17 protein-coding genes are annotated in these 16,511 nt (G+C 67.4%); 10 read left to right on the plus strand and 7 right to left on the minus strand.

What is annotated here, in order from left to right; all coding sequences use genetic code 11:
* Positions 1-8: 8 nt before the first annotated feature.
* The gene (locus tag CDA09_RS11735; RefSeq protein ID WP_121428812.1) at positions 9-926 is read right to left on the minus strand and encodes a ketopantoate reductase family protein; all 918 of its coding nucleotides are present in this window, start codon (positions 924-926) and stop codon (positions 9-11) included.
* A gap of 627 nt (positions 927-1,553) precedes the next feature.
* Here CDA09_RS11735 and CDA09_RS11740 point away from each other — a divergent pair.
* Positions 1,554-2,675: a DUF1615 domain-containing protein gene (locus CDA09_RS11740; RefSeq protein WP_286164097.1), complete on the plus strand. Its 1,122-nt coding sequence runs from the start codon at positions 1,554-1,556 to the stop codon at positions 2,673-2,675.
* Between the two features lie 45 nt (positions 2,676-2,720).
* Here the strand turns inward: CDA09_RS11740 and CDA09_RS11745 are convergent, their stop codons facing one another.
* The 3 genes from CDA09_RS11745 to aliA all read right to left on the minus strand — a co-directional run bounded on the left by CDA09_RS11745 (position 2,721) and on the right by aliA (position 5,380).
* Complete coding sequence (locus tag CDA09_RS11745; protein ID WP_121428816.1) at positions 2,721-2,885, minus strand: rubredoxin; 165 nt, start codon at positions 2,883-2,885, stop codon at positions 2,721-2,723.
* A gap of 69 nt (positions 2,886-2,954) precedes the next feature.
* Positions 2,955-3,728: an enoyl-CoA hydratase gene (locus CDA09_RS11750; protein ID WP_121430844.1), complete on the minus strand. Its 774-nt coding sequence runs from the start codon at positions 3,726-3,728 to the stop codon at positions 2,955-2,957.
* Between the two features lie 20 nt (positions 3,729-3,748).
* Positions 3,749-5,380 carry a cyclohexanecarboxylate-CoA ligase gene (gene aliA, locus CDA09_RS11755; protein WP_121428818.1) on the minus strand — a complete coding sequence of 544 codons (1,632 nt, stop codon included), beginning with the start codon at positions 5,378-5,380 and terminating at the stop codon, positions 3,749-3,751.
* 439 nt (positions 5,381-5,819) lie between these two features.
* On the opposite strand from aliA, the gene aliB reads away from it, so the two are divergent.
* Positions 5,820-6,968 (plus strand): cyclohexanecarboxyl-CoA dehydrogenase, encoded by a 1,149-nt coding sequence (aliB, locus tag CDA09_RS11760; protein ID WP_121428820.1) that lies wholly within the window; start codon positions 5,820-5,822, stop codon positions 6,966-6,968.
* Here aliB and CDA09_RS11765 read toward each other — a convergent pair.
* The gene (locus CDA09_RS11765; protein WP_121428822.1) at positions 6,965-7,435 is read right to left on the minus strand and encodes a MarR family winged helix-turn-helix transcriptional regulator; all 471 of its coding nucleotides are present in this window, start codon (positions 7,433-7,435) and stop codon (positions 6,965-6,967) included. The two genes, aliB and CDA09_RS11765, sit on opposite strands and share 4 nt — an antisense overlap.
* Positions 7,436-7,534: 99 nt before the next feature.
* Between CDA09_RS11765 and badH the strand changes: the two genes are divergently transcribed.
* From badH to CDA09_RS11785, 4 genes are all read left to right on the plus strand, one after another.
* Positions 7,535-8,302, plus strand: coding sequence for a 2-hydroxycyclohexanecarboxyl-CoA dehydrogenase (gene badH, locus CDA09_RS11770; protein ID WP_121428824.1), 768 nt, complete (start codon positions 7,535-7,537; stop codon positions 8,300-8,302).
* A gap of 43 nt (positions 8,303-8,345) precedes the next feature.
* Positions 8,346-9,128: a 2-ketocyclohexanecarboxyl-CoA hydrolase gene (badI, locus tag CDA09_RS11775; RefSeq protein WP_121428826.1), complete on the plus strand. Its 783-nt coding sequence runs from the start codon at positions 8,346-8,348 to the stop codon at positions 9,126-9,128.
* 100 nt (positions 9,129-9,228) lie between these two features.
* Positions 9,229-10,383, plus strand: a complete 1,155-nt coding sequence (locus tag CDA09_RS11780) for an acyl-CoA dehydrogenase family protein (RefSeq protein WP_121428828.1) — start codon at positions 9,229-9,231, stop codon at positions 10,381-10,383.
* Positions 10,380-11,120: a nitroreductase gene (locus CDA09_RS11785; RefSeq protein WP_121428829.1), complete on the plus strand. Its 741-nt coding sequence runs from the start codon at positions 10,380-10,382 to the stop codon at positions 11,118-11,120. The genes CDA09_RS11780 and CDA09_RS11785 overlap by 4 nt, the downstream gene beginning before the upstream one ends.
* 124 nt (positions 11,121-11,244) lie before the next feature.
* On the opposite strand, the gene paaY is transcribed toward CDA09_RS11785, so the two are convergent.
* The gene (gene paaY, locus CDA09_RS11790) at positions 11,245-11,859 is read right to left on the minus strand and encodes a phenylacetic acid degradation protein PaaY (RefSeq protein ID WP_121428831.1); all 615 of its coding nucleotides are present in this window, start codon (positions 11,857-11,859) and stop codon (positions 11,245-11,247) included.
* Between the two features lie 185 nt (positions 11,860-12,044).
* Between paaY and CDA09_RS11795 the strand changes: the two genes are divergently transcribed.
* From CDA09_RS11795 to CDA09_RS11805, 3 genes are read left to right on the plus strand one after another with little or no spacing between them, the layout of a single operon-like run.
* Entirely contained in the window at positions 12,045-12,815 is a 771-nt protein-coding gene (locus CDA09_RS11795) for an enoyl-CoA hydratase (protein WP_121428833.1), read from the plus strand.
* 3 nt (positions 12,816-12,818) lie between these two features.
* Entirely contained in the window at positions 12,819-14,339 is a 1,521-nt protein-coding gene (locus CDA09_RS11800) for a 3-hydroxyacyl-CoA dehydrogenase (RefSeq protein WP_121428835.1), read from the plus strand.
* A gap of 26 nt (positions 14,340-14,365) precedes the next feature.
* Complete coding sequence (locus CDA09_RS11805) at positions 14,366-15,574, plus strand: 3-oxoadipyl-CoA thiolase (RefSeq protein ID WP_121428837.1); 1,209 nt, start codon at positions 14,366-14,368, stop codon at positions 15,572-15,574.
* A gap of 29 nt (positions 15,575-15,603) precedes the next feature.
* On the opposite strand, the gene CDA09_RS11810 is transcribed toward CDA09_RS11805, so the two are convergent.
* Positions 15,604-15,846: a hypothetical protein gene (locus CDA09_RS11810; protein ID WP_217351246.1), complete on the minus strand. Its 243-nt coding sequence runs from the start codon at positions 15,844-15,846 to the stop codon at positions 15,604-15,606.
* A gap of 73 nt (positions 15,847-15,919) precedes the next feature.
* Here CDA09_RS11810 and CDA09_RS11815 point away from each other — a divergent pair, with 73 nt between their 5' ends.
* The gene (locus CDA09_RS11815) at positions 15,920-16,510 is read left to right on the plus strand and encodes a nucleotidyltransferase family protein (protein ID WP_121428839.1); all 591 of its coding nucleotides are present in this window, start codon (positions 15,920-15,922) and stop codon (positions 16,508-16,510) included.
* Position 16,511 lies beyond the last annotated feature (1 nt).

A 16,511-nucleotide genomic window follows, 5' to 3' on the forward strand; every position in this document is an offset into this window, starting at 1 on the left:
TGCGTCGGTCAGGCGGCAGGGGATGCAAGCTGGCCGGCGTCGCGCTCTTCCAGAAGCTTCACCAGGCTGTAGAGCACGCGGTTCACTGGTGTTGCGACGCCCAGCGCCTTGCCCCGGCGCAGCACAAAGCCGTTCAGGTGATCGATTTCGCTGCGCTTGCCGCGCGCGAGATCCTGCGCGGTCGACGAGAACTGCGCCGGCATCGTCTGCGCGATCCGCTGCACCGACTCCCAGCTGTCGCCCGGCACCGTGATGCCTTCGGCCCACGCCAGGTCGAGGCATTCCTGTACCACGTCGCGCATCACGTCCTCGACGCTGTCGCCGGCCGCGAGCCGGCCGTAGGGCAGTTGCGTGATCGCCGACAGCGCGTTGTAGGCGCAGTTGAGGATCAGCTTCGCCCACAGGGCGCCGACGACGTTGTCCGAAACTTCGACAGGCACCCCAGCGGCGGCGAACAGTTCGACGAGCCGGGCGGACGCGTCGGACGGCCCGATCACCAGCTCGCCGCGGCCGTGGTGCTTCACATGGCCGGGGCCCGCCATCTCGGTCGCCACATAGACCACGGCGGCACCAACCTCACGGCCCAATAGCGCCTGCAGCCGCTCCGCATTGTCGACGCCGTTCTGCAGGCTGAGCACGATCGCTTCCGCCGCGAGGTGCGGCGCCAGTTCCGCGGCGGCGCTGGCGGTGTCGGTCGATTTCACGCAGCACAGCACGAGCTGCGCACCACGCACGGCCTCGGCGCTGGTGCTCGCCCGCACGGGCACGCGCTCCTGGAAATCGCGCGTGTCGAGCAGCAGGCCATCGCGCGTCACGGCATCCACGTGCACGGGACGGCCGATCAGCGTCACCTCGTGGCCGGCGCGCGCGAGCATGCCGCCGTAGTAGCAGCCGACTGCGCCGGCTCCCATCACTGCAATCCTCATCTGCTCTCTCCGTTGTCGTTCTATTGGTAGCAGTCGCGGGATGCGCCGTTGCGATCCATCATCCTGCGAACGGTGCTGGCCCGACGGACAAGTACCGTTCGGGCTGAGCCTGTCGAAGCCCTGCGCCGCCCCGCCCGCCATTCGGCCGCCGGGGCGATCAGGCTACATGTTAGACCCATGCGGCGGCCCGTGCGGCACGGCCGCGAACGGAATTCGCCGCGCGACTGCAGACCGCGCAGGCAGGAAAAAACCCGAAATCGCGCCGCACAATCTGGTAGTGTTGCGCTCCTGCCTGGTGGCCCGGCAAAGGTCCTGGCCGCCGGCGTGCCGGCGCACCGGAATCCTCCGGATGAAACAGCCTGGTTTCCCGTATCCCGCCTGATGACTCCGCAGCACATCTTCCGACCTGTTCCCGCTGTTCTCGGCCTGGCCGCCATGCTGGGTGGCTGTGCCTCCGTTACTGAACCTGCCGCCGTGCAGGCGCCCGCTCCGGTGGAAATGCGAGCGCCCGACGCGTCTTCGTCGGCGTCCGCCCTGCCGGTGCCGGGGGTGCCATCGCCGGGTGCCGTGCCGCTGCCGCCAGGCGCTGCACCGGCCCCTGGCGTCGTTCCGCCGCCTCCGGGAGCCGTGCCGCCAGCCCCGGCAGACGGCCGCTTCGTCCCGGGTTTCCCGCCGCGTGCGCACGAGCAGGAAGCGCGCCGGTTCGTGTATGCGCTGCTGCCCCCCGGTGTCGCCCGCGAACGCGACGAGTGGGCGGCGGACATCGTCGCAGCCTTCATGGGGCTGCACCTCGCGCCCAGCGCGGAGAACTTCTGCGCATCGATCGCCGTCATCGAGCAGGAATCGGGTTTCCAGGCGGATCCCGTGGTGCCCGGTCTGTCGCGCATCGTGTGGCGCGAGATCGAAACGCGGCGCAAGCACTACCTGATCCCGAAGATGGCGCTGGATGCCGCACTCGCGAAGCCTTCGCGCGACGGGCGGACGTACCGGCAACGCATCGACAGCCTGAAGACCGAGCTCCAGATGAGCATCCTCTACGGCGACATCATCGACGAGGTGCCCGGCGGCAAGCGACTGCTCAGCGGTTATAACCCGGTGCACACGGGTGGCCCGATGCAGGTGAGCGTCGCGTTCGCCGAAGCGCATCTGCGCGAGAAACCCTACGCGGGCGTGACCAACGGCAGGGTGCGGGAGGCCGTGTTCTCGCGCCGCGGCGGGGTCTATTTCGGCATTGCGCACCTGCTGGATTATCCCGCGCCATACCGCAGCCCGCTCTACCGCTTCGCAGACTTCAACGCCGGCCGTTACGCGAGCCGCAACGCCGCGTTCCAGCTGGCGCTGGGCAAGGTGGCGGGGCGGCCGCTGGTGCCGGACGGGGACCTGCTGCGCTACGAGGATGGCCGCCCCAGCGCCGCCACGAGCGATACGCAGCGGGCCGTCGCGAAAATTTCGCGGCGCCTGCGGCTAAACGAGGCCGAAATCGACTCCGCGCTGCAACAGGAGAAAACCGAAGCCTTCGGCCGGACGACGCTCTACCAGCGGGTGTTCGCGCTCGCCGACGAAGCGGCCGGGCGCCCGGTGCCCCACGAGGCGGTTCCGCAGATCCGGCTGAAGAGCCCCAAGATCACGAGCAAGATCACGACGGAGTGGTTCGCCAACAGGGTGAACATGCGCTATCGCAGCTGCATGGACCGCGCAGCCGCAGTGCCCGATCTGCAGGTGCAGGCGAACGGCAGTCGTCGGCTGTGATGGCAGGCGCGGGGCGGAAGCTTTCGTCCCGCCCCGCGTGCTGGTTCAGTCGGCCATGTTCGCGAAGCCCGACTTGGGCCGTCCGCAATCCGGGCAGCCCCAGTCGGACGGGACCTGCGCCCAGCGCGTACCCGGCGCGATGCCGTCATCGGGTTCGCCGATCCGCTCGTCGTAGACATAGCGGCATGCGCAGCACTCGTGGCGCTGCATGCCGTGTACGAGTCCGCCCCGCCGAGGCCGGACCGGGGTTGCACTGTGCGTCGGATCCACGAATCGACCTCAGCGGTGAGTGAAGCGCGGCGGACGCTTCTCGACGAAGGCGGCCATGCCTTCCTTCTGATCCGCCAGACCGAAGGTCGCGTGCAGCGTGCGCCGCTCGAACAGCAGGCCTTCGTTGAGCGGTCCCTCGAAGGCGCGGTTCACCGTTTCCTTCATCATCATCAACACCGGCAGCGAGAACTCGGCGATCTTCGCGGCCGCGGCGAGCGCTTCGTCGAGCACGCTTTCGGGCGGGAAGATGCGCGCGACCAGGCCGCTGCGCTCCGCTTCCTGCGCGTCCATCATGCGCCCGGTGAGGCACAGGTCCATCGCCTTGGTCTTGCCCACCGCACGCGGCAGGCGCTGCGTGCCGCCGGCGCCGGGAATGGTGCCGATCCTGATCTCCGGCTGGCCGAAGCGGGCATTGTCGGCAGCGAAGACGATGTCGCACATCATCGCCAGTTCGCATCCACCGCCCAGCGCGACGCCCGATACCGCGGCGATGGTCGGCTTGCGGAAGGTCTTGAGGCGTTCCCAGTTGCGCGTGATGAAGTCGCCCTTGTAGGCGTCCATGTAGTCCATCGCCCGCATCGCCGCGATATCTGCGCCGGCAGCGAAGGCTTTTTCGGAGCCGGTCACCACGACGCAGGCGATGCTGGGGTCCGCATCGAAGCCGTCGAGCGCCTCGCCGATCGCGGTCATCACGTCGTCGTTGAGCGCATTGAAGACTTCCGGGCGGTTGATGCGGATGAGGCCGACTTTGCCGCGCGTTTCAGTGAGGATTACCGAAGTCATCTTGTCGTTTCCCGCCGTCATCACTGACCGTTGCCGAAGGACTTTGCGGTCTCGCGCAGCTTGAACTTCTGCAGCTTGCCGGCCGGCGTGCGGGGCAGGTCCTCGACGATCTCGAGGCGCTCGGGGTAGTACTGCTTGGCGACCTGCTGCTTGTCGAGATAGGCAGTCATGTCGTCAAAGCTGAGCGTGCAGCCGGGTTTCAGCGACACGAACGCGCACACGCGCTCGCCCAGGCGCCGGTCGGGGTAACCGACGACGGCGACCGTGGTGATCGAGGGGTGGCGGTAGAGCAGGTTCTCGATCTCGACAACCGGGATGTTCTCGCCGCCGCGGATCACGATGTCCTTGCTGCGGCCGTTGATGCGGATGTAGCCCTCGCTGTCCTGGTAGGCGAGGTCGCCGGTGTCGAACCAGCCCCCGGCGGTGACGCCGTTGAGCTGCGGGCGCTTGAGGTAGCCGGCGAACAGCGAGGAACCGCGGATCAGCAGGTTGCCGGTCTCGCCGACGGGTAGTTCTTCGGTGCCGCTGGCGTCGGTGATGCGCACTTCGATGCCGGGAAGCGGCCGGCCGTCGGAGATGCCCGATTTTTCCAGCGAACGCGCCGGTTCGGTGACCGTCACGGCGCCGCTCTCGGTCATGCCCCACGCGGAGCAGACGCGCATGCCCATCAGGTCCCAGGCACGCTGGACCACGACCGGCGGAATCGGCGCGCCGGCGCAGTTGAACTTGGTGAACTGCGGCGACACCGGGGAACCCGCTTCGACTGCGGCGCACAGGTCGGCGATGAAGGCGGCCGATGCCATGCTGAAGGTCACGCCTTCGTCACGGACGATCTCGAGCGCGCGCGCCGCATCCCAGATTTCCTGCAGCACGGTGGTGGAGTTGAGGATCAGCGGCAGCATCGCGAGGTAGCCGTAGCCCGTGAGGTGCGCCATCGGCGACGCACCGAGGATGATGTCCGAGGGGCTGAGCTCCATGGTCGCCATGTAGGCATGGAGGTTGGAGAAGAGCGTGTTCGAGGTGTGCATCACGCCCTTGGGCTCGCCCGTCGTGCCCGACGTGTACATGAGCAGCGACACGTCGTCGGGCGCGAGCCCCGGGCCGGAGAGCGGCGGGGTGTCCTCGCGCATGAGCACGTGGTCGAAGCTGTCCTCGCCGTCGCCGTCCACGACCACGACCTGCTTCAGATGCGGCAGCTTCGGCTGCAGTTCGCGCGCCATCGAAGCGTGGTCGAACTTGCGGAACACCGTCGGGACGACGAAGACCTTGGATTCGGCAAAGTTCAGCATGTAGCCGAGTTCGTGCTGGCGGAAGATCGGCATCACCGGGTTGGCCGCAGCACCGAGGCGCGCGCACGCGAGCGACAGCGCGACGAATTCCCATCGGTTGGGCAGCTGGAAGGTCACGACATCCGACTTGCCCACGCCCAGTGCCGCGAGACCGCGGGCGATCAGGTCGACGCGCCGGTCCAGTTCGCGATAGCTGAGGCGAACTGGCTCCGGCTGTCCGTCGCGGTAGCCGACGACGGCCAGCTTGTCGGCGCAGTTTTCGAGCGCACGCCGGAAATGCACATCGATCGTCTCGTCGCGCCACACGCCGGCGGCCTTCATCGGGGCCATGCGGTCGGCGAGCAGCACCGGGTCGAAATTCATGTCCTTTTCTCCTCTCTCGGCGGGCTCGGCCCGCGCAACCTTCTGTGATGTCGTGCGAGATCGCAGCTCATGCCATCGGACTCGCGACAAGAGCAGGGGACCGCAATGCTGAAGTCGTGTCCCCCTGCCGCTGCCACGCCCGACGTCGGGGCGTGTCTCTCTCCGTGATCTCGGCCCCGGCCTCCGCCGACGGCGAAGCGAAAGCTATTCCGTTCGAAATTATAAGTCAATAGCTTTACACAGCATGGCGATACACCAAAGCGGCTGAGGGTCATTATAGATCTACCGTAAACCTTTTGTAGACCAAGGCGCCGGCACATATTTTGACCATGGCGCGCCGAACACAAACAGCCCGTCCTCGGAAAATTATTTATCAATGTATTGACACATTTATTTTGTAATCCCTAGAATGCGCAAAACCCACAAAGGAGGAGCAGCGATGGATTTCAGTCTCAGCCCCGAGCAGCAGGCGCTCGTCGATACCGCCAGCCGTTATGCCCGCGAGCGTCTCGCCCCGAGCTACAAGGCACGTGAAAAGGCCGAGCGCATCGAGCGCGAAGTGATCCGCGAGATGGGCGAACTCGGCTTCCTCGGGCCGGAGCTGTCGGAAGCGCACGGCGGCCTGGGCGTGGACTGCGTGACCAGCGGCCTGCTGCTGGAGCAGATCTCCTACGGCGACTTCAATGTCTCGTACGTGAACCTCCTCACCTCGCTGTGCGGCCAGATCGTCGCCAACTATGCGAAGCCGGAGATCGCGAAGGAATGGCTGGGCCAGGTCATCGCCGGCAAGAAGTCGATCGCGATCGCGCTGACCGAGCCGAGCGCCGGTTCCGACGCGGCGCGCCTCAAGCTGAAGGCGACGCGCGACGGCGATTTCTGGGTGCTCAACGGCGAGAAGACCTCGATCTCGATGGCCACCCAGTCGGACGTGGCGGTGGTGTTTGCCCGCACCGGCAGCGACGCCGACCGCGCCCGTGGCATCAGTGCCTTCCTCGTGCCGATGGACTTGCCGGGCATCACCCGCACGGCCTTTGACGATATCGGCACCCGCCCAGTGGGTCGCGGCTCGATCTTCTTCGACGACGTGCGCGTGCCGGCCGAGATGATGCTCGGCGACGAGGGCAAGGGTTTCGTGCAGGTGATGCAGGGCTTCGACTACAGCCGCGCGCTGATCGGCATCCAGTGCATGGGTGTGGTGCGCGCCTCGCTCGACGAGACCTGGCGCTATGTGCAGGAACGCGAGGCCTTCGGCAAGAAGATCGGCGAGTTCCAGGGCGTGACCTTCCCGCTGGCCGAAGCCGAGACGATGTACGAGGCCTGCCGCGCGCTATGCCTGAAGACGCTGTGGCTGAAGGACCAGGGCCTCGAGCACACGGCCGAGGCGGCGATGTGCAAGTGGTGGGCGCCCAAGCTGGCGTGCGAAATCATCCACCAGTGCCTGCTCACGCACGGTCACGGCGGTTACGCGAGCGACTACGACTTCGGTCAGCGTTATCGCGATGTCATGGGGCTGCAGATCGGCGACGGCACCGCGAACATCATGAAGATGATCATCGGTCGCCAGAAGATCGCGGCGCACCAGGTTTAAAGCTTGGCCATGTTGCGCTGCAAGAGGCTGACGTAATGGATGAACTGCAGCCGGTCGTCGAACGAGAAGCCTTTCAGCGCCTGGTCGTAGAAGTCGTGGATGGGATCGGCGAGCTTGACCCACAGCTCCTCGCCCTTCGCGCTGAGCCTGACCTTGACGGAGCGGCGGTCTTCTTCGCTCGTCGCACGCTCGATCAGGCCGTCGCGTTCGAGGCGCGTGAGGATGCCCGACAGGTTCTGGCGGCTGACGAGGAGGAAGCGCGACAGCTCCCCGACGCCCATGCCTTCCTTGACCTTGGGTCGGGACAGGGCGCCGAGCACGGACCACTGCTGGGTCGTCACGCCGAACGCGTCGAGGGCCTGGGTGCCCTTGGTGTGCAGCGTGTTCGCGGCCTGGAAGAAACGGAAGAACAGCCGGTTGCTGATCTCCATCGTGGCGAGGTCCTTGGCAGCGGAAAGGTCTTTCATCGGGGCGTCATGTCGTTTGCGAACGGCGCCCATTGAAGCGCAAAGCATGGCCCGGATGCAACGGGCGGAATTGATGGTTACCCAACAGGAGGAAGCAAAATGAGAGGTCTTGAAGGCAAGGTCGTGATCGTGACGGGTGGTGCCGGTGGCATCGGTTCCGCAATCTGCCGCCGCTTCGGCGAAGAGCGCGCGAGCGTCGCCGTGTTCGACATCAACCGCGAAGCGGCCGAAGCCGTCGCCGCGGAAATCCAGTCGGCCGGCGGCAAGGCGCGCGCCTATGCGGTCGACCTGACGAGCCAGGATTCCGTGATCACCGCCGTGACCGCCGCCGAAGGCGAACTCGGCCCGATCGACGTGCTGGTGAACAACGCCGGCTGGGACAAGGTCGGCAACTTCCTCGATACCGAAAAGCCGCTGTGGGACAAGATAGTCGCGATCAACCTGTACGGCGCGCTGTACATGCATCACGCGGTCGTCAAGGGCATGCGCGAGCGCGGTCGCGGCCGTGTCATCAACGTCGCATCGGACGCCGGTCGTGTCGGCTCGTCGGGCGAGGCGGTGTACTCCTTCTGCAAGGGCGGCCTGATCGCGTTCTCGAAGACCATGGCGCGCGAACTCGCCCGCCAGCAGATCAACATCAACGTCGTGTGCCCCGGCCCGACCGACACCCCGCTGCTCGACGACATCTGCGGCGAAGGCGAGCGCGGCGAGAAGCTGCGCACCGCCTTCACCCGCGCCGTCCCCTTCGGCCGCCTCGGCCAGCCGGGCGACCTGCCGGGCGCCGTGGCGTTCCTCGCCAGCGACGACGCCGCGTTCATCACCGGTCAGGTGATGAGCGTGTCGGGCGGCCTGACGATGGCCGGTTAACGAACTTCAGCACGAATTCAAGCAATCGAACCAGGAGCAGACCATGGAATACCAGGACATTCTCTACACCAAGCAGGACGGCATCGCGACGATCACGATCAACCGCCCCGCGCAGTACAACGCCTTCCGCGCCCAGACCTGCGAGGAAATGATCCACGCGCTGAAGGATGCGGACTTCGACCGCAGCGTCGGCGTGGTCGTGCTGACCGGCGCCGGCGACAAGGCGTTCTGCACCGGCGGTGACCAAGGCACCCAGGACGGCGGCTACGGCGGTCGCGGCACGATCGGCCTGCCGATCGAGGAAGTGCAGAGCGCGATCCGCGACATCGCCAAGCCCGTGATCGCCCGTGTGAACGGCTACGCAATCGGCGGCGGCAACGTGCTCGTCACCATCTGCGACCTCGCGATCGCGTCCGACAAGGCCCAGCTCGGCCAGGCCGGCCCGCGCGTCGGCTCGGTCGACCCCGGCTTCGGCACCGCGCTCCTGGCGCGCGTCGTCGGCGAGAAGAAGGCACGCGAGATCTGGTACCTGTGCCGCCGCTACACCGCGCAGGAAGCGCTCGCGATGGGACTCGTCAACGCCGTCGTGCCGCACGACCAGCTCGACGCCGAAGTGAAGAAGTGGTGCGAAGAGATCGTCGAGAAGAGCCCGACCGCGATCGCGCTGGCGAAGAAGTCGTTCAACGTCGATACGGAAATGATCCGCGGCATGGGCGGCCTGGCGATGCACGCGCTGAAGCTCTATTACGAAACCGCCGAGTCGGCCGAGGGCGGCAACGCCTTCCGCGAGAAGCGCAAGCCCGAGTTCCGCAAGTACCAGAAGTAAGCAGCGTCCGGTCATGCATTCCGGCCGGGAGCTCCCGGCCGGGACGCGGACCATTGCATCACCTGACAAACACAACGCAGCATCGGAGAGGGAACACGACATGATCCGCGACCAGGAGACACTCAACATTCTTCTCGACACGATCTCGCGCTTCGTGCGCGAGCGCCTCGTGCCGCAGGAGGCGCACGTCGCCGAGACCGACCAGATCCCGGCGGAGCTGGTCGCCGAAATGAAGGAGCTGGGGCTCTTCGGCCTGTCGATTCCCGAGGAATTCGGCGGCATGGGACTGACGATGGAAGAGGAGGTCCTCGCGACCTTCGAGATCGGCCAGACCTCCCCGGCCTTCCGTTCGCTGTTCGCGACCAACAACGGCATCGGCGCCCAGGGCATCGTCATCGACGGCACGCCCGAGCAGAAGCGCGACTACCTGCCGCGCCTCGCCTCCGGCGAGATCATCGGCTCCTTCGCGCTGACCGAGCCGGACGCGGGTTCCGACGCCGGCAGCCTGCGCACGAACGCACGGCGCGACGGCGATCACTACGTGATCAACGGCACCAAGCGTTACATCACCAACGCGCCCGAAGCGGGGATCTTCACGGTGATGGCGCGCACGAACCCCGACGCGAAAGGCGCCCACGGCATCTCCGCGTTCATCGTCGAGAAGGGCACGCCGGGTCTCTCGCTCGGCCACATCGACAAGAAGATGGGCCAGAAGGGCGCTCACACCTGCGACGTGATCTTCGAGGACTGCCGCATCCCGGCCGCGAACCTGATCGGCGGCAAGGAAGAGGTCGGCTTCAAGACCGCGATGAAGGTGCTCGACAAGGGCCGCATCAACATCGCCGCGATCTGCGTCGGCGTCGCCGAGCGCATGCTGGCGGATGCGCTGCGCTATGCGATGGAGCGCAAGCAGTTCGGCAAGCCGATCGCCGAATTCCAGCTCATCCAGGCGATGCTCGCCGACAGCAAGGCCGAGATTTACGCCGCCCGCAGCATGGTCGTGGATGCCGCCCGGAAGCGCGACGAAGGACGCGACGTCGGCACCGAGGCCGCCTGCGCCAAGCTCTTCGCGTCCGAGATGTGCTGCCGTGTGGCCGACCGTGCCGTACAGATCTTCGGCGGCGCCGGCTATCTGTCGGAATACGGCATCGAGCGCTTCTACCGCGACGTGCGCCTGTTCCGCATTTTCGAAGGCACGAGCCAGATCCAGCAGCTCGTGATCGCGCGCAACATGATCCGGGCCGCCGGCGAATGAACGCGCGCGTGCGGGACGATCCCGTCGTCTCGTTCGGCGGCGACGAGGCGGTGCTCGACTGGCTGATCTCACGCCGCCGCTCGATACGGGCATTCCTCTCGGTCCCCGTCGATACGGGCACGATCGAAGGCATGCTGCGGATCGCCGCGCGCGCCCCGTCCGGCAACAACATCCAGCCGTGGCGCGTGCACGTCGTCGCCGGCGCGCAGCGCGATGCGCTGGTGGATGCCGTATGTGCGGCGTACGACCAGGGCGACGACCGCCATGTGCCGGAATACGCGTATTATCCCGCCGAGTTCGTCGAGCCCTATCTCGGCCGGCGGCGCCGCAGCGGCTGGGGCCTGTACGCCCGGCTCGGCATCGAGAAGGGTGATCGCGAAGGGGTGCGGCTCCAGATGCGGCGCAACTTCCGCTTCTTCGACGCCCCGGTCGGACTCTTCTTCACGATCGACCGGCGCCTAGAGCGCGGCAGCTGGCTCGACTACGGCATGTTCCTGCAGAACGTGATGCTCGCGGCTGAAGCGCGCGGGCTATCCACCTGCGCGCAAGGGGCGTGGCTGCCGTACCACCGGATCATCTCGGACATGCTCGGCTTCGGCGAGCACGAGCAGCTCGTGTGCGGCATGGCGCTCGGCTACGCCGACCCCGACGCGCCCGAGAACGCGCTCGTGACCGAGCGTGCGCCCCTGTCGGAATTCGTTGTCATGCACGGCGAGGCTGCCGTTGCCGAACACTGAGGTTTATTCGTGGGACGGTCTCATTGAGCGTCCCGCCTCCGGCGCAGTTCTTCCTGCTCCCTTCTCCCGGACTCGCCGGAGTTGTGGCCGGCTCGACGCCTTCGCGTCGAGCCGGGTTTTTTCATCAGCTACGCTTTTTCTGCTCGCTCAGCGGCACGATCTCGGGCATCACGATGCGCTTGCGCCCAGGCTCCACCGCCGTCAGCGCGTCGGTCTCTTCCATCGTCGCGAGGCAGCGCACCGTCAGGTTCTGGTAGATCCCGGTGCCGCGCACCTTCCACGCCATTTCCTGCTCGCTGAGCTCGCGCACGACTTTCGCCGGCACGCCGGCCACCAGCGAATTCGCCGGCACTTCCATGCCTGCCTTCACGAAGCTGCAGGCGGCGACGAAGCTGTTCTCGCCGATCACGGCGTTGTCCATCACGACCGCGTTCATGCCGACCAGCGCGTTGCGCTTGATCGTGCAGCAATGCAGCACCGAGCCGTGCCCGATGTGGCCGTTCTCCTCGACCACCGTGTCGTGCTCGGGGAAGCTGTGGATCACGCAGGTGTCCTGCACGTTGACGCCCGCCTGCAGGATCAGGCGGCCGAAGTCGCCGCGCAGGCTGGCACAGGGGCCGACGTAGCAGCCGGGGCCGACGATCACGTCGCCGATCAGCACGGCGCTCGGATGGACGTAGGCAGTCGGGTCGACGACCGGCACGACGCCGTCGATGGCGAATACGCGGGGTGTGTTCATCGGGTCTCCTTGTGCGCCCGCAGCGCGGGCTCGTGGGGTTGGTTCAACGGAACGAGTGCTGAAAGGCATTATATTGCCCGGTCAATCGATTCTAGGGGTTTATCCTTGCACGGAAAAGCAGTATCGTGCATTTTCCAAAATAGTCAGAAAAACGGTTCGCAGTGCGGACCCAAGGAGAGCGAGAGATGGATGCAGTAGTCGTCGAACGGCCCAACCCGCAGGTTGCGGTGGTCCGGATCAACCGGCCGGAAGCCCGCAATGCCCTGAACCAGCAGGTCCGCACCCTGCTGGCGGAGCACTTCACCGCGCTCGGGCGCGACCCCGAGGTGCGCGCGATCGTGCTGACGGGCGGCGACAAGTATTTCGCCGCCGGAGCCGACCTGCGCGAGTTCGCCGAAGCGGGCGCGATCGAGATGATGCTGCGCAACACGCAGCGCCTATGGGGCGCCATCGCGAGCTGCCCGAAGCCCGTGATCGCCGCGATCAACGGCTTCGCGTGGGGCGGCGGCTGCGAACTGGCGATGCACGCCGACATCATCGTCGCGGGCGAGGGCGCATCCTTCTGCCAGCCGGAAGTGAAGGTCGGGATCATGCCGGGGGCGGGCGGCACGCAGCGCCTGTCGCGCGCGGTGGGCAAGTTCAAGGCGATGAAGATGGTGCTGACCGGCCAGCCGGTGACCGGGCGCGAGGCGGGCGAAATGGGCCTCGCCAGCGAGGTCGTGCCGGATGCCGAGGTGCAGTCGCGCGCGATGGAGCTCGCGACGCAGATCGCCGCGCTGCCGCCGCTGGCGATCACGCAGATCAAGGAAGTGCTGCTCGCCGGCCAGGACGCCTCGCTCGACGCGGCGCTGATGCTCGAGCGCAAGGCGTTCCAGTTGCTGTTCGCGAGCCGCGACCAGAAGGAAGGCATGCAGGCCTTCTTCGACAAGCGTCCGGCCGGTTTCGAGGGGGTGTGAGCGATGTTCGATGCGATGCGTAATGACTTGACGCTGGGTGTCGTCGGCACCGGCCTGATGGGCCGCGGGATCGCTCAGATCGCGGTGCAGGCCGGCGTGGCGGTGCGGCTCTTCGACACCCGCGCGGGTGCGGCGGGCGAGGCACGCGATGCGGTCGGCGGCATGCTCGCGAAGCTCGCCGAGAAGGGCAAGATCGACGCCACCGAGGCGCGCGCGGCGACCGAAAGGATGACGGTCGCGTCTAGCCTCGCCGAGCTCGCCGGCTGCGACGTCGTCGTCGAGGCGATCGTCGAGAACCTCGAGGCCAAGCGCGGCCTGTTCCGCGACCTGGAGGAAGTTGTCGCGGACGACTGCGTGCTGGCAACCAACACGTCCTCGCTGTCCGTGACCTCGATCGCCGCCGCGTGCCGCCGTCCCGAGCGCGTCGCGGGCCTGCATTTCTTCAGCCCCGTGCCGCTGATGAAGGTTGTCGAGATCATCGACGGCGTGCGCGGTGACCGGGCCGTGGGCGATGCGCTGATGGCGCTCGCGCGCCGCATGGGCCACACGCCGGTGCGCGCCGCCGACACGCCGGGCTTCATCGTCAACCACGCCGGGCGCGGCTACCTCACCGAGTCGCTGCGCGTGCTCGGCGAAGGCATCACCGACTTCGCGACGCTCGACCGCATCCTCAGGGAATCGGTCGGCTTCCGCATGGGGCCGTGCGAGCTGCTGGACCTGACCGGGCTCGACGTGTCGCACCCGGTCATGGAGTCGATCTACGACCAGTACTACCAGGAGCCACGCTACCGCCCGTCGCCGATCACGCGCCAGCGCCTCGCGGGCGGCCTGCTCGGGCGCAAGAGCGGGCAGGGTTTCTATGTATACAAGGACGGCGCCATGCAGCCCGTCGCCATGCCGTCCGTGCCGGCCGTCGCGCCGCAGCCGCTGTGGGTGAGTCGGCGTGACGCGGCCCTGCATGCGCGTGTCGTCGCGGTGCTGGAGGCGCAGGGCGTCGCGCTCGACCGCGGCGAGCGTCCCGCCGCGGCTTCGGTGTGCATCGTGCTGCCGGTCGGCACCGATGCAACCAGCTGCGCGCTGGCCGAAGGGCTGGATCCGAAACGCACGCTGGCGCTCGATCCGCTGTTCGTCGAAAAACACCTGACCCTGATGACGACGCCGTTGACCGCGGCCGAAGCGCGCGACGCCGCGTGGGCCGCGCTCGCCGCCAGCGGCAAGAGCGTGTCGGTGGTGCGCGACAGCGCCGGCCTCGTCGCGCAGCGGGTCGTGGCGACCATCGTCAACATCGGCTGCGACATCGCGCAGCAGCGCGTCGCGACGCCGGAAGACATCGACTCGGCGGTGCGCCTGGGCCTCGGCTACCCGAAGGGGCCCCTGGCGCTGGGCGATTCGCTGGGCGCCGCGACCGTCCTCGCGATCCTGGATGGAATGCACGAGTTCTACCGCGACCCGCGTTATCGCCCCAGCCCCTGGCTCACCCGTCGCGCGCGCCTGGACGTGTCGCTGACGACGCCGGAAAACTGACAACCACACACACCAAAGGAGATTCCATGCTCGACGCCTACCTCTACGCCGGTCTGCGTTCCCCGATCGGCCGCCACGCCGGCGCGCTCGCCCCGGTTCGCCCCGATGACCTCGTCGCCACCGTGATCCGCGAAGTGGTCGCACGCTCGTCGTTCGCGGCGGCCGATATCGAGGACGTGGTGCTGGGCTGCGCCGCGCAGGCGGGCGAGGATTCGCGCAACGTCGCGCGCCACGCCGCGCTGCTCGCGGGTCTGCCGACGCAGGTCGGCGGCCAGACGATCAACCGCCTGTGCGGCAGCGGCCTCGCCGCCGTGCTTGACACGGCGCGCGCCGTCACCGTGGGCGAGGGCGAGCTGTACGTCGCCGGCGGCGTCGAGAGCATGAGCCGCGCCCCCTTCGTCGTCGCGAAGGCGGAATCCCCCTACAGCCGCGACTTCAAGGTGTTCGACACGACGATCGGCGCGCGCTTCCCCAACCCGAAGATCGTCGAGCAGTACGGCAACGACAGCATGCCGGAGACGGGGGACAACGTCGCCGCCGAGTTCGGGATTTCGCGCGAGGATTCGGACCGCTTCGCCGCCGCATCGCAGGCGAAGTACGCGGCCGCGAAGGAAGCGGGTTTCTACACCGGCGAGATCCTGCCGATCTCGGTGCCGACCGGCCGCAAGACGCCGCCGCTGCTCGTCAGCGAAGACGAGCATCCGCGCCCCGAATCGACCTACGAGTCGCTCGCGAAACTGAAATCCCTGTTCCCGAACGGCGTCGTCACGGCGGGCAACGCCTCGGGCATCAACGACGGCGCGGCGGCGCTGCTCATCGGCAGCAAGGCGGCGGGCGACAAGGCCGGCGCGAAGCCGATGGCGCGCATCCTCGCCGGTGCGGTCGCGGGCGTCGAGCCGCGCATCATGGGTGTCGGGCCAGCCTACGCGATCCCGAAGGCGATCGCGCGCGCCGGGCTCACGCTAAAGGACATGGACGTCATCGAGCTCAACGAGGCCTTCGCGCCGCAGGTGCTGAGCTGCCTCAAGCTGATGGGCGTCGCGTTCGACGATCCGCGCGTGAACCCCAACGGCGGCGCAATCGCGATCGGCCACCCGCTCGGCGCATCCGGTGCCCGTATCGCGCTGTCGGCCGCGCGCGAACTGGAACGGCGCAACGGCCGCTACGCGGTCGTCAGCCTGTGCATCGGTGTCGGCCACGGCATCGCGCTCGTGATCGAGCGCGTCCCGGGCTGAGCCGTTTCACTTCCGGCCGACCAGATAGGTCACCCCTTCCGGGCCGTAGCGCTCGGCATGGGGCTGGCCGGCGGCGAGGTGGAAGGTTTCGCCCACCCGCACGGTCTGCGTGACGCCGGCAGACTCGATGAGGATCTCGCCGCCAGCACCAGCGCTTTCGCTTCGAAGGGGTGCGTGTGCAGGTCGAGCGCGCCGTCCGGCTCGCGCTCGACCGTCACGAACTCCTCGAAACCTTCCTCGCGCAGCCGGCGCATGAATTCGTCGCGGTCCATTGGCTCTCTCCCAAGGGCAGTGTGCATCAAGTAAGCTTTGCGGACGAACATCGAATCGCGCGGAGGTGAGGATTTGGAAGATCGCCCCAAACCGTCGGCGGGCATCGTCGGCATCCTGCTCGCGGCCGGGCAGGGCTCACGCTTCGGCAGCAACAAGCTGTGCCACGCGCTTGCGGACGGCACACCGGTTGCCGTGCGCAGTGCGATGAACTTGCGCGACGCGCTGGGGGAAATGATCGCGGTCGTGCGCCCCGGGGATTCCGTGCTGCGCGGGCACTTCGACGCGGCCGGTATTGCGTACGTCCTGTGTGCCGACGCCGCGGAGGGCATGGCGGCGACCCTCGTGTGCGGCATCCGCGCGACGCCGGGGGCAGCGGGCTGGGTCATCGCGCTCGGCGACATGCCCTACATCCGCCCGGACACGATCGCTGCAGTTGCGGCCGCGATCGCCGATGATGCACGGCTCGCCGCATCCTTCTTCGACGGTGGGCGCGGCCATCCGGTCGGGTTTGCGGCGTCGCTGAAGGACGAGTTGCTGGCGCTGCAAGGCGATGAGGGCGCGCGGCGCGTGATCGTCGGCCACAAGGAACAGCTGCGCCGGATCGACTGCGATGATCCGGGCATCCTCGCCGATATCGACGTTCCGGCCGACGTGCGCCCCTGAA

The sequence above is a fragment of the Azoarcus sp. DN11 genome (assembly GCF_003628555.1).
Classification (GTDB): Bacteria; Pseudomonadota; Gammaproteobacteria; order Burkholderiales; family Rhodocyclaceae; genus Aromatoleum.

What these genes read in the sequence shown, in the direction of transcription:
- CDA09_RS11735 (WP_121428812.1), bottom strand. Translation starts at nt 926, where the DNA reads ATGAGGATTGCAGTGATGGGAGCCGGCGCAGTCGGCTGCTACTACGGC.
- CDA09_RS11745 (WP_121428816.1), bottom strand. Translation starts at nt 2,885, where the DNA reads ATGCAGCGCCACGAGTGCTGCGCATGCCGCTATGTCTACGACGAGCGG.
- CDA09_RS11750 (WP_121430844.1), bottom strand. Translation starts at nt 3,728, where the DNA reads ATGACTTCGGTAATCCTCACTGAAACGCGCGGCAAAGTCGGCCTCATC.
- aliA (WP_121428818.1), bottom strand. Translation starts at nt 5,380, where the DNA reads ATGAATTTCGACCCGGTGCTGCTCGCCGACCGCATGGCCCCGATGAAG.
- aliB (WP_121428820.1), top strand. Translation starts at nt 5,820, where the DNA reads ATGGATTTCAGTCTCAGCCCCGAGCAGCAGGCGCTCGTCGATACCGCC.
- CDA09_RS11765 (WP_121428822.1), bottom strand. Translation starts at nt 7,435, where the DNA reads ATGAAAGACCTTTCCGCTGCCAAGGACCTCGCCACGATGGAGATCAGC.
- badH (WP_121428824.1), top strand. Translation starts at nt 7,535, where the DNA reads ATGAGAGGTCTTGAAGGCAAGGTCGTGATCGTGACGGGTGGTGCCGGT.
- badI (WP_121428826.1), top strand. Translation starts at nt 8,346, where the DNA reads ATGGAATACCAGGACATTCTCTACACCAAGCAGGACGGCATCGCGACG.
- CDA09_RS11780 (WP_121428828.1), top strand. Translation starts at nt 9,229, where the DNA reads ATGATCCGCGACCAGGAGACACTCAACATTCTTCTCGACACGATCTCG.
- CDA09_RS11785 (WP_121428829.1), top strand. Translation starts at nt 10,380, where the DNA reads ATGAACGCGCGCGTGCGGGACGATCCCGTCGTCTCGTTCGGCGGCGAC.
- paaY (WP_121428831.1), bottom strand. Translation starts at nt 11,859, where the DNA reads ATGAACACACCCCGCGTATTCGCCATCGACGGCGTCGTGCCGGTCGTC.
- CDA09_RS11795 (WP_121428833.1), top strand. Translation starts at nt 12,045, where the DNA reads ATGGATGCAGTAGTCGTCGAACGGCCCAACCCGCAGGTTGCGGTGGTC.
- CDA09_RS11800 (WP_121428835.1), top strand. Translation starts at nt 12,819, where the DNA reads ATGTTCGATGCGATGCGTAATGACTTGACGCTGGGTGTCGTCGGCACC.
- CDA09_RS11805 (WP_121428837.1), top strand. Translation starts at nt 14,366, where the DNA reads ATGCTCGACGCCTACCTCTACGCCGGTCTGCGTTCCCCGATCGGCCGC.
- CDA09_RS11810 (WP_217351246.1), bottom strand. Translation starts at nt 15,846, where the DNA reads ATGGACCGCGACGAATTCATGCGCCGGCTGCGCGAGGAAGGTTTCGAG.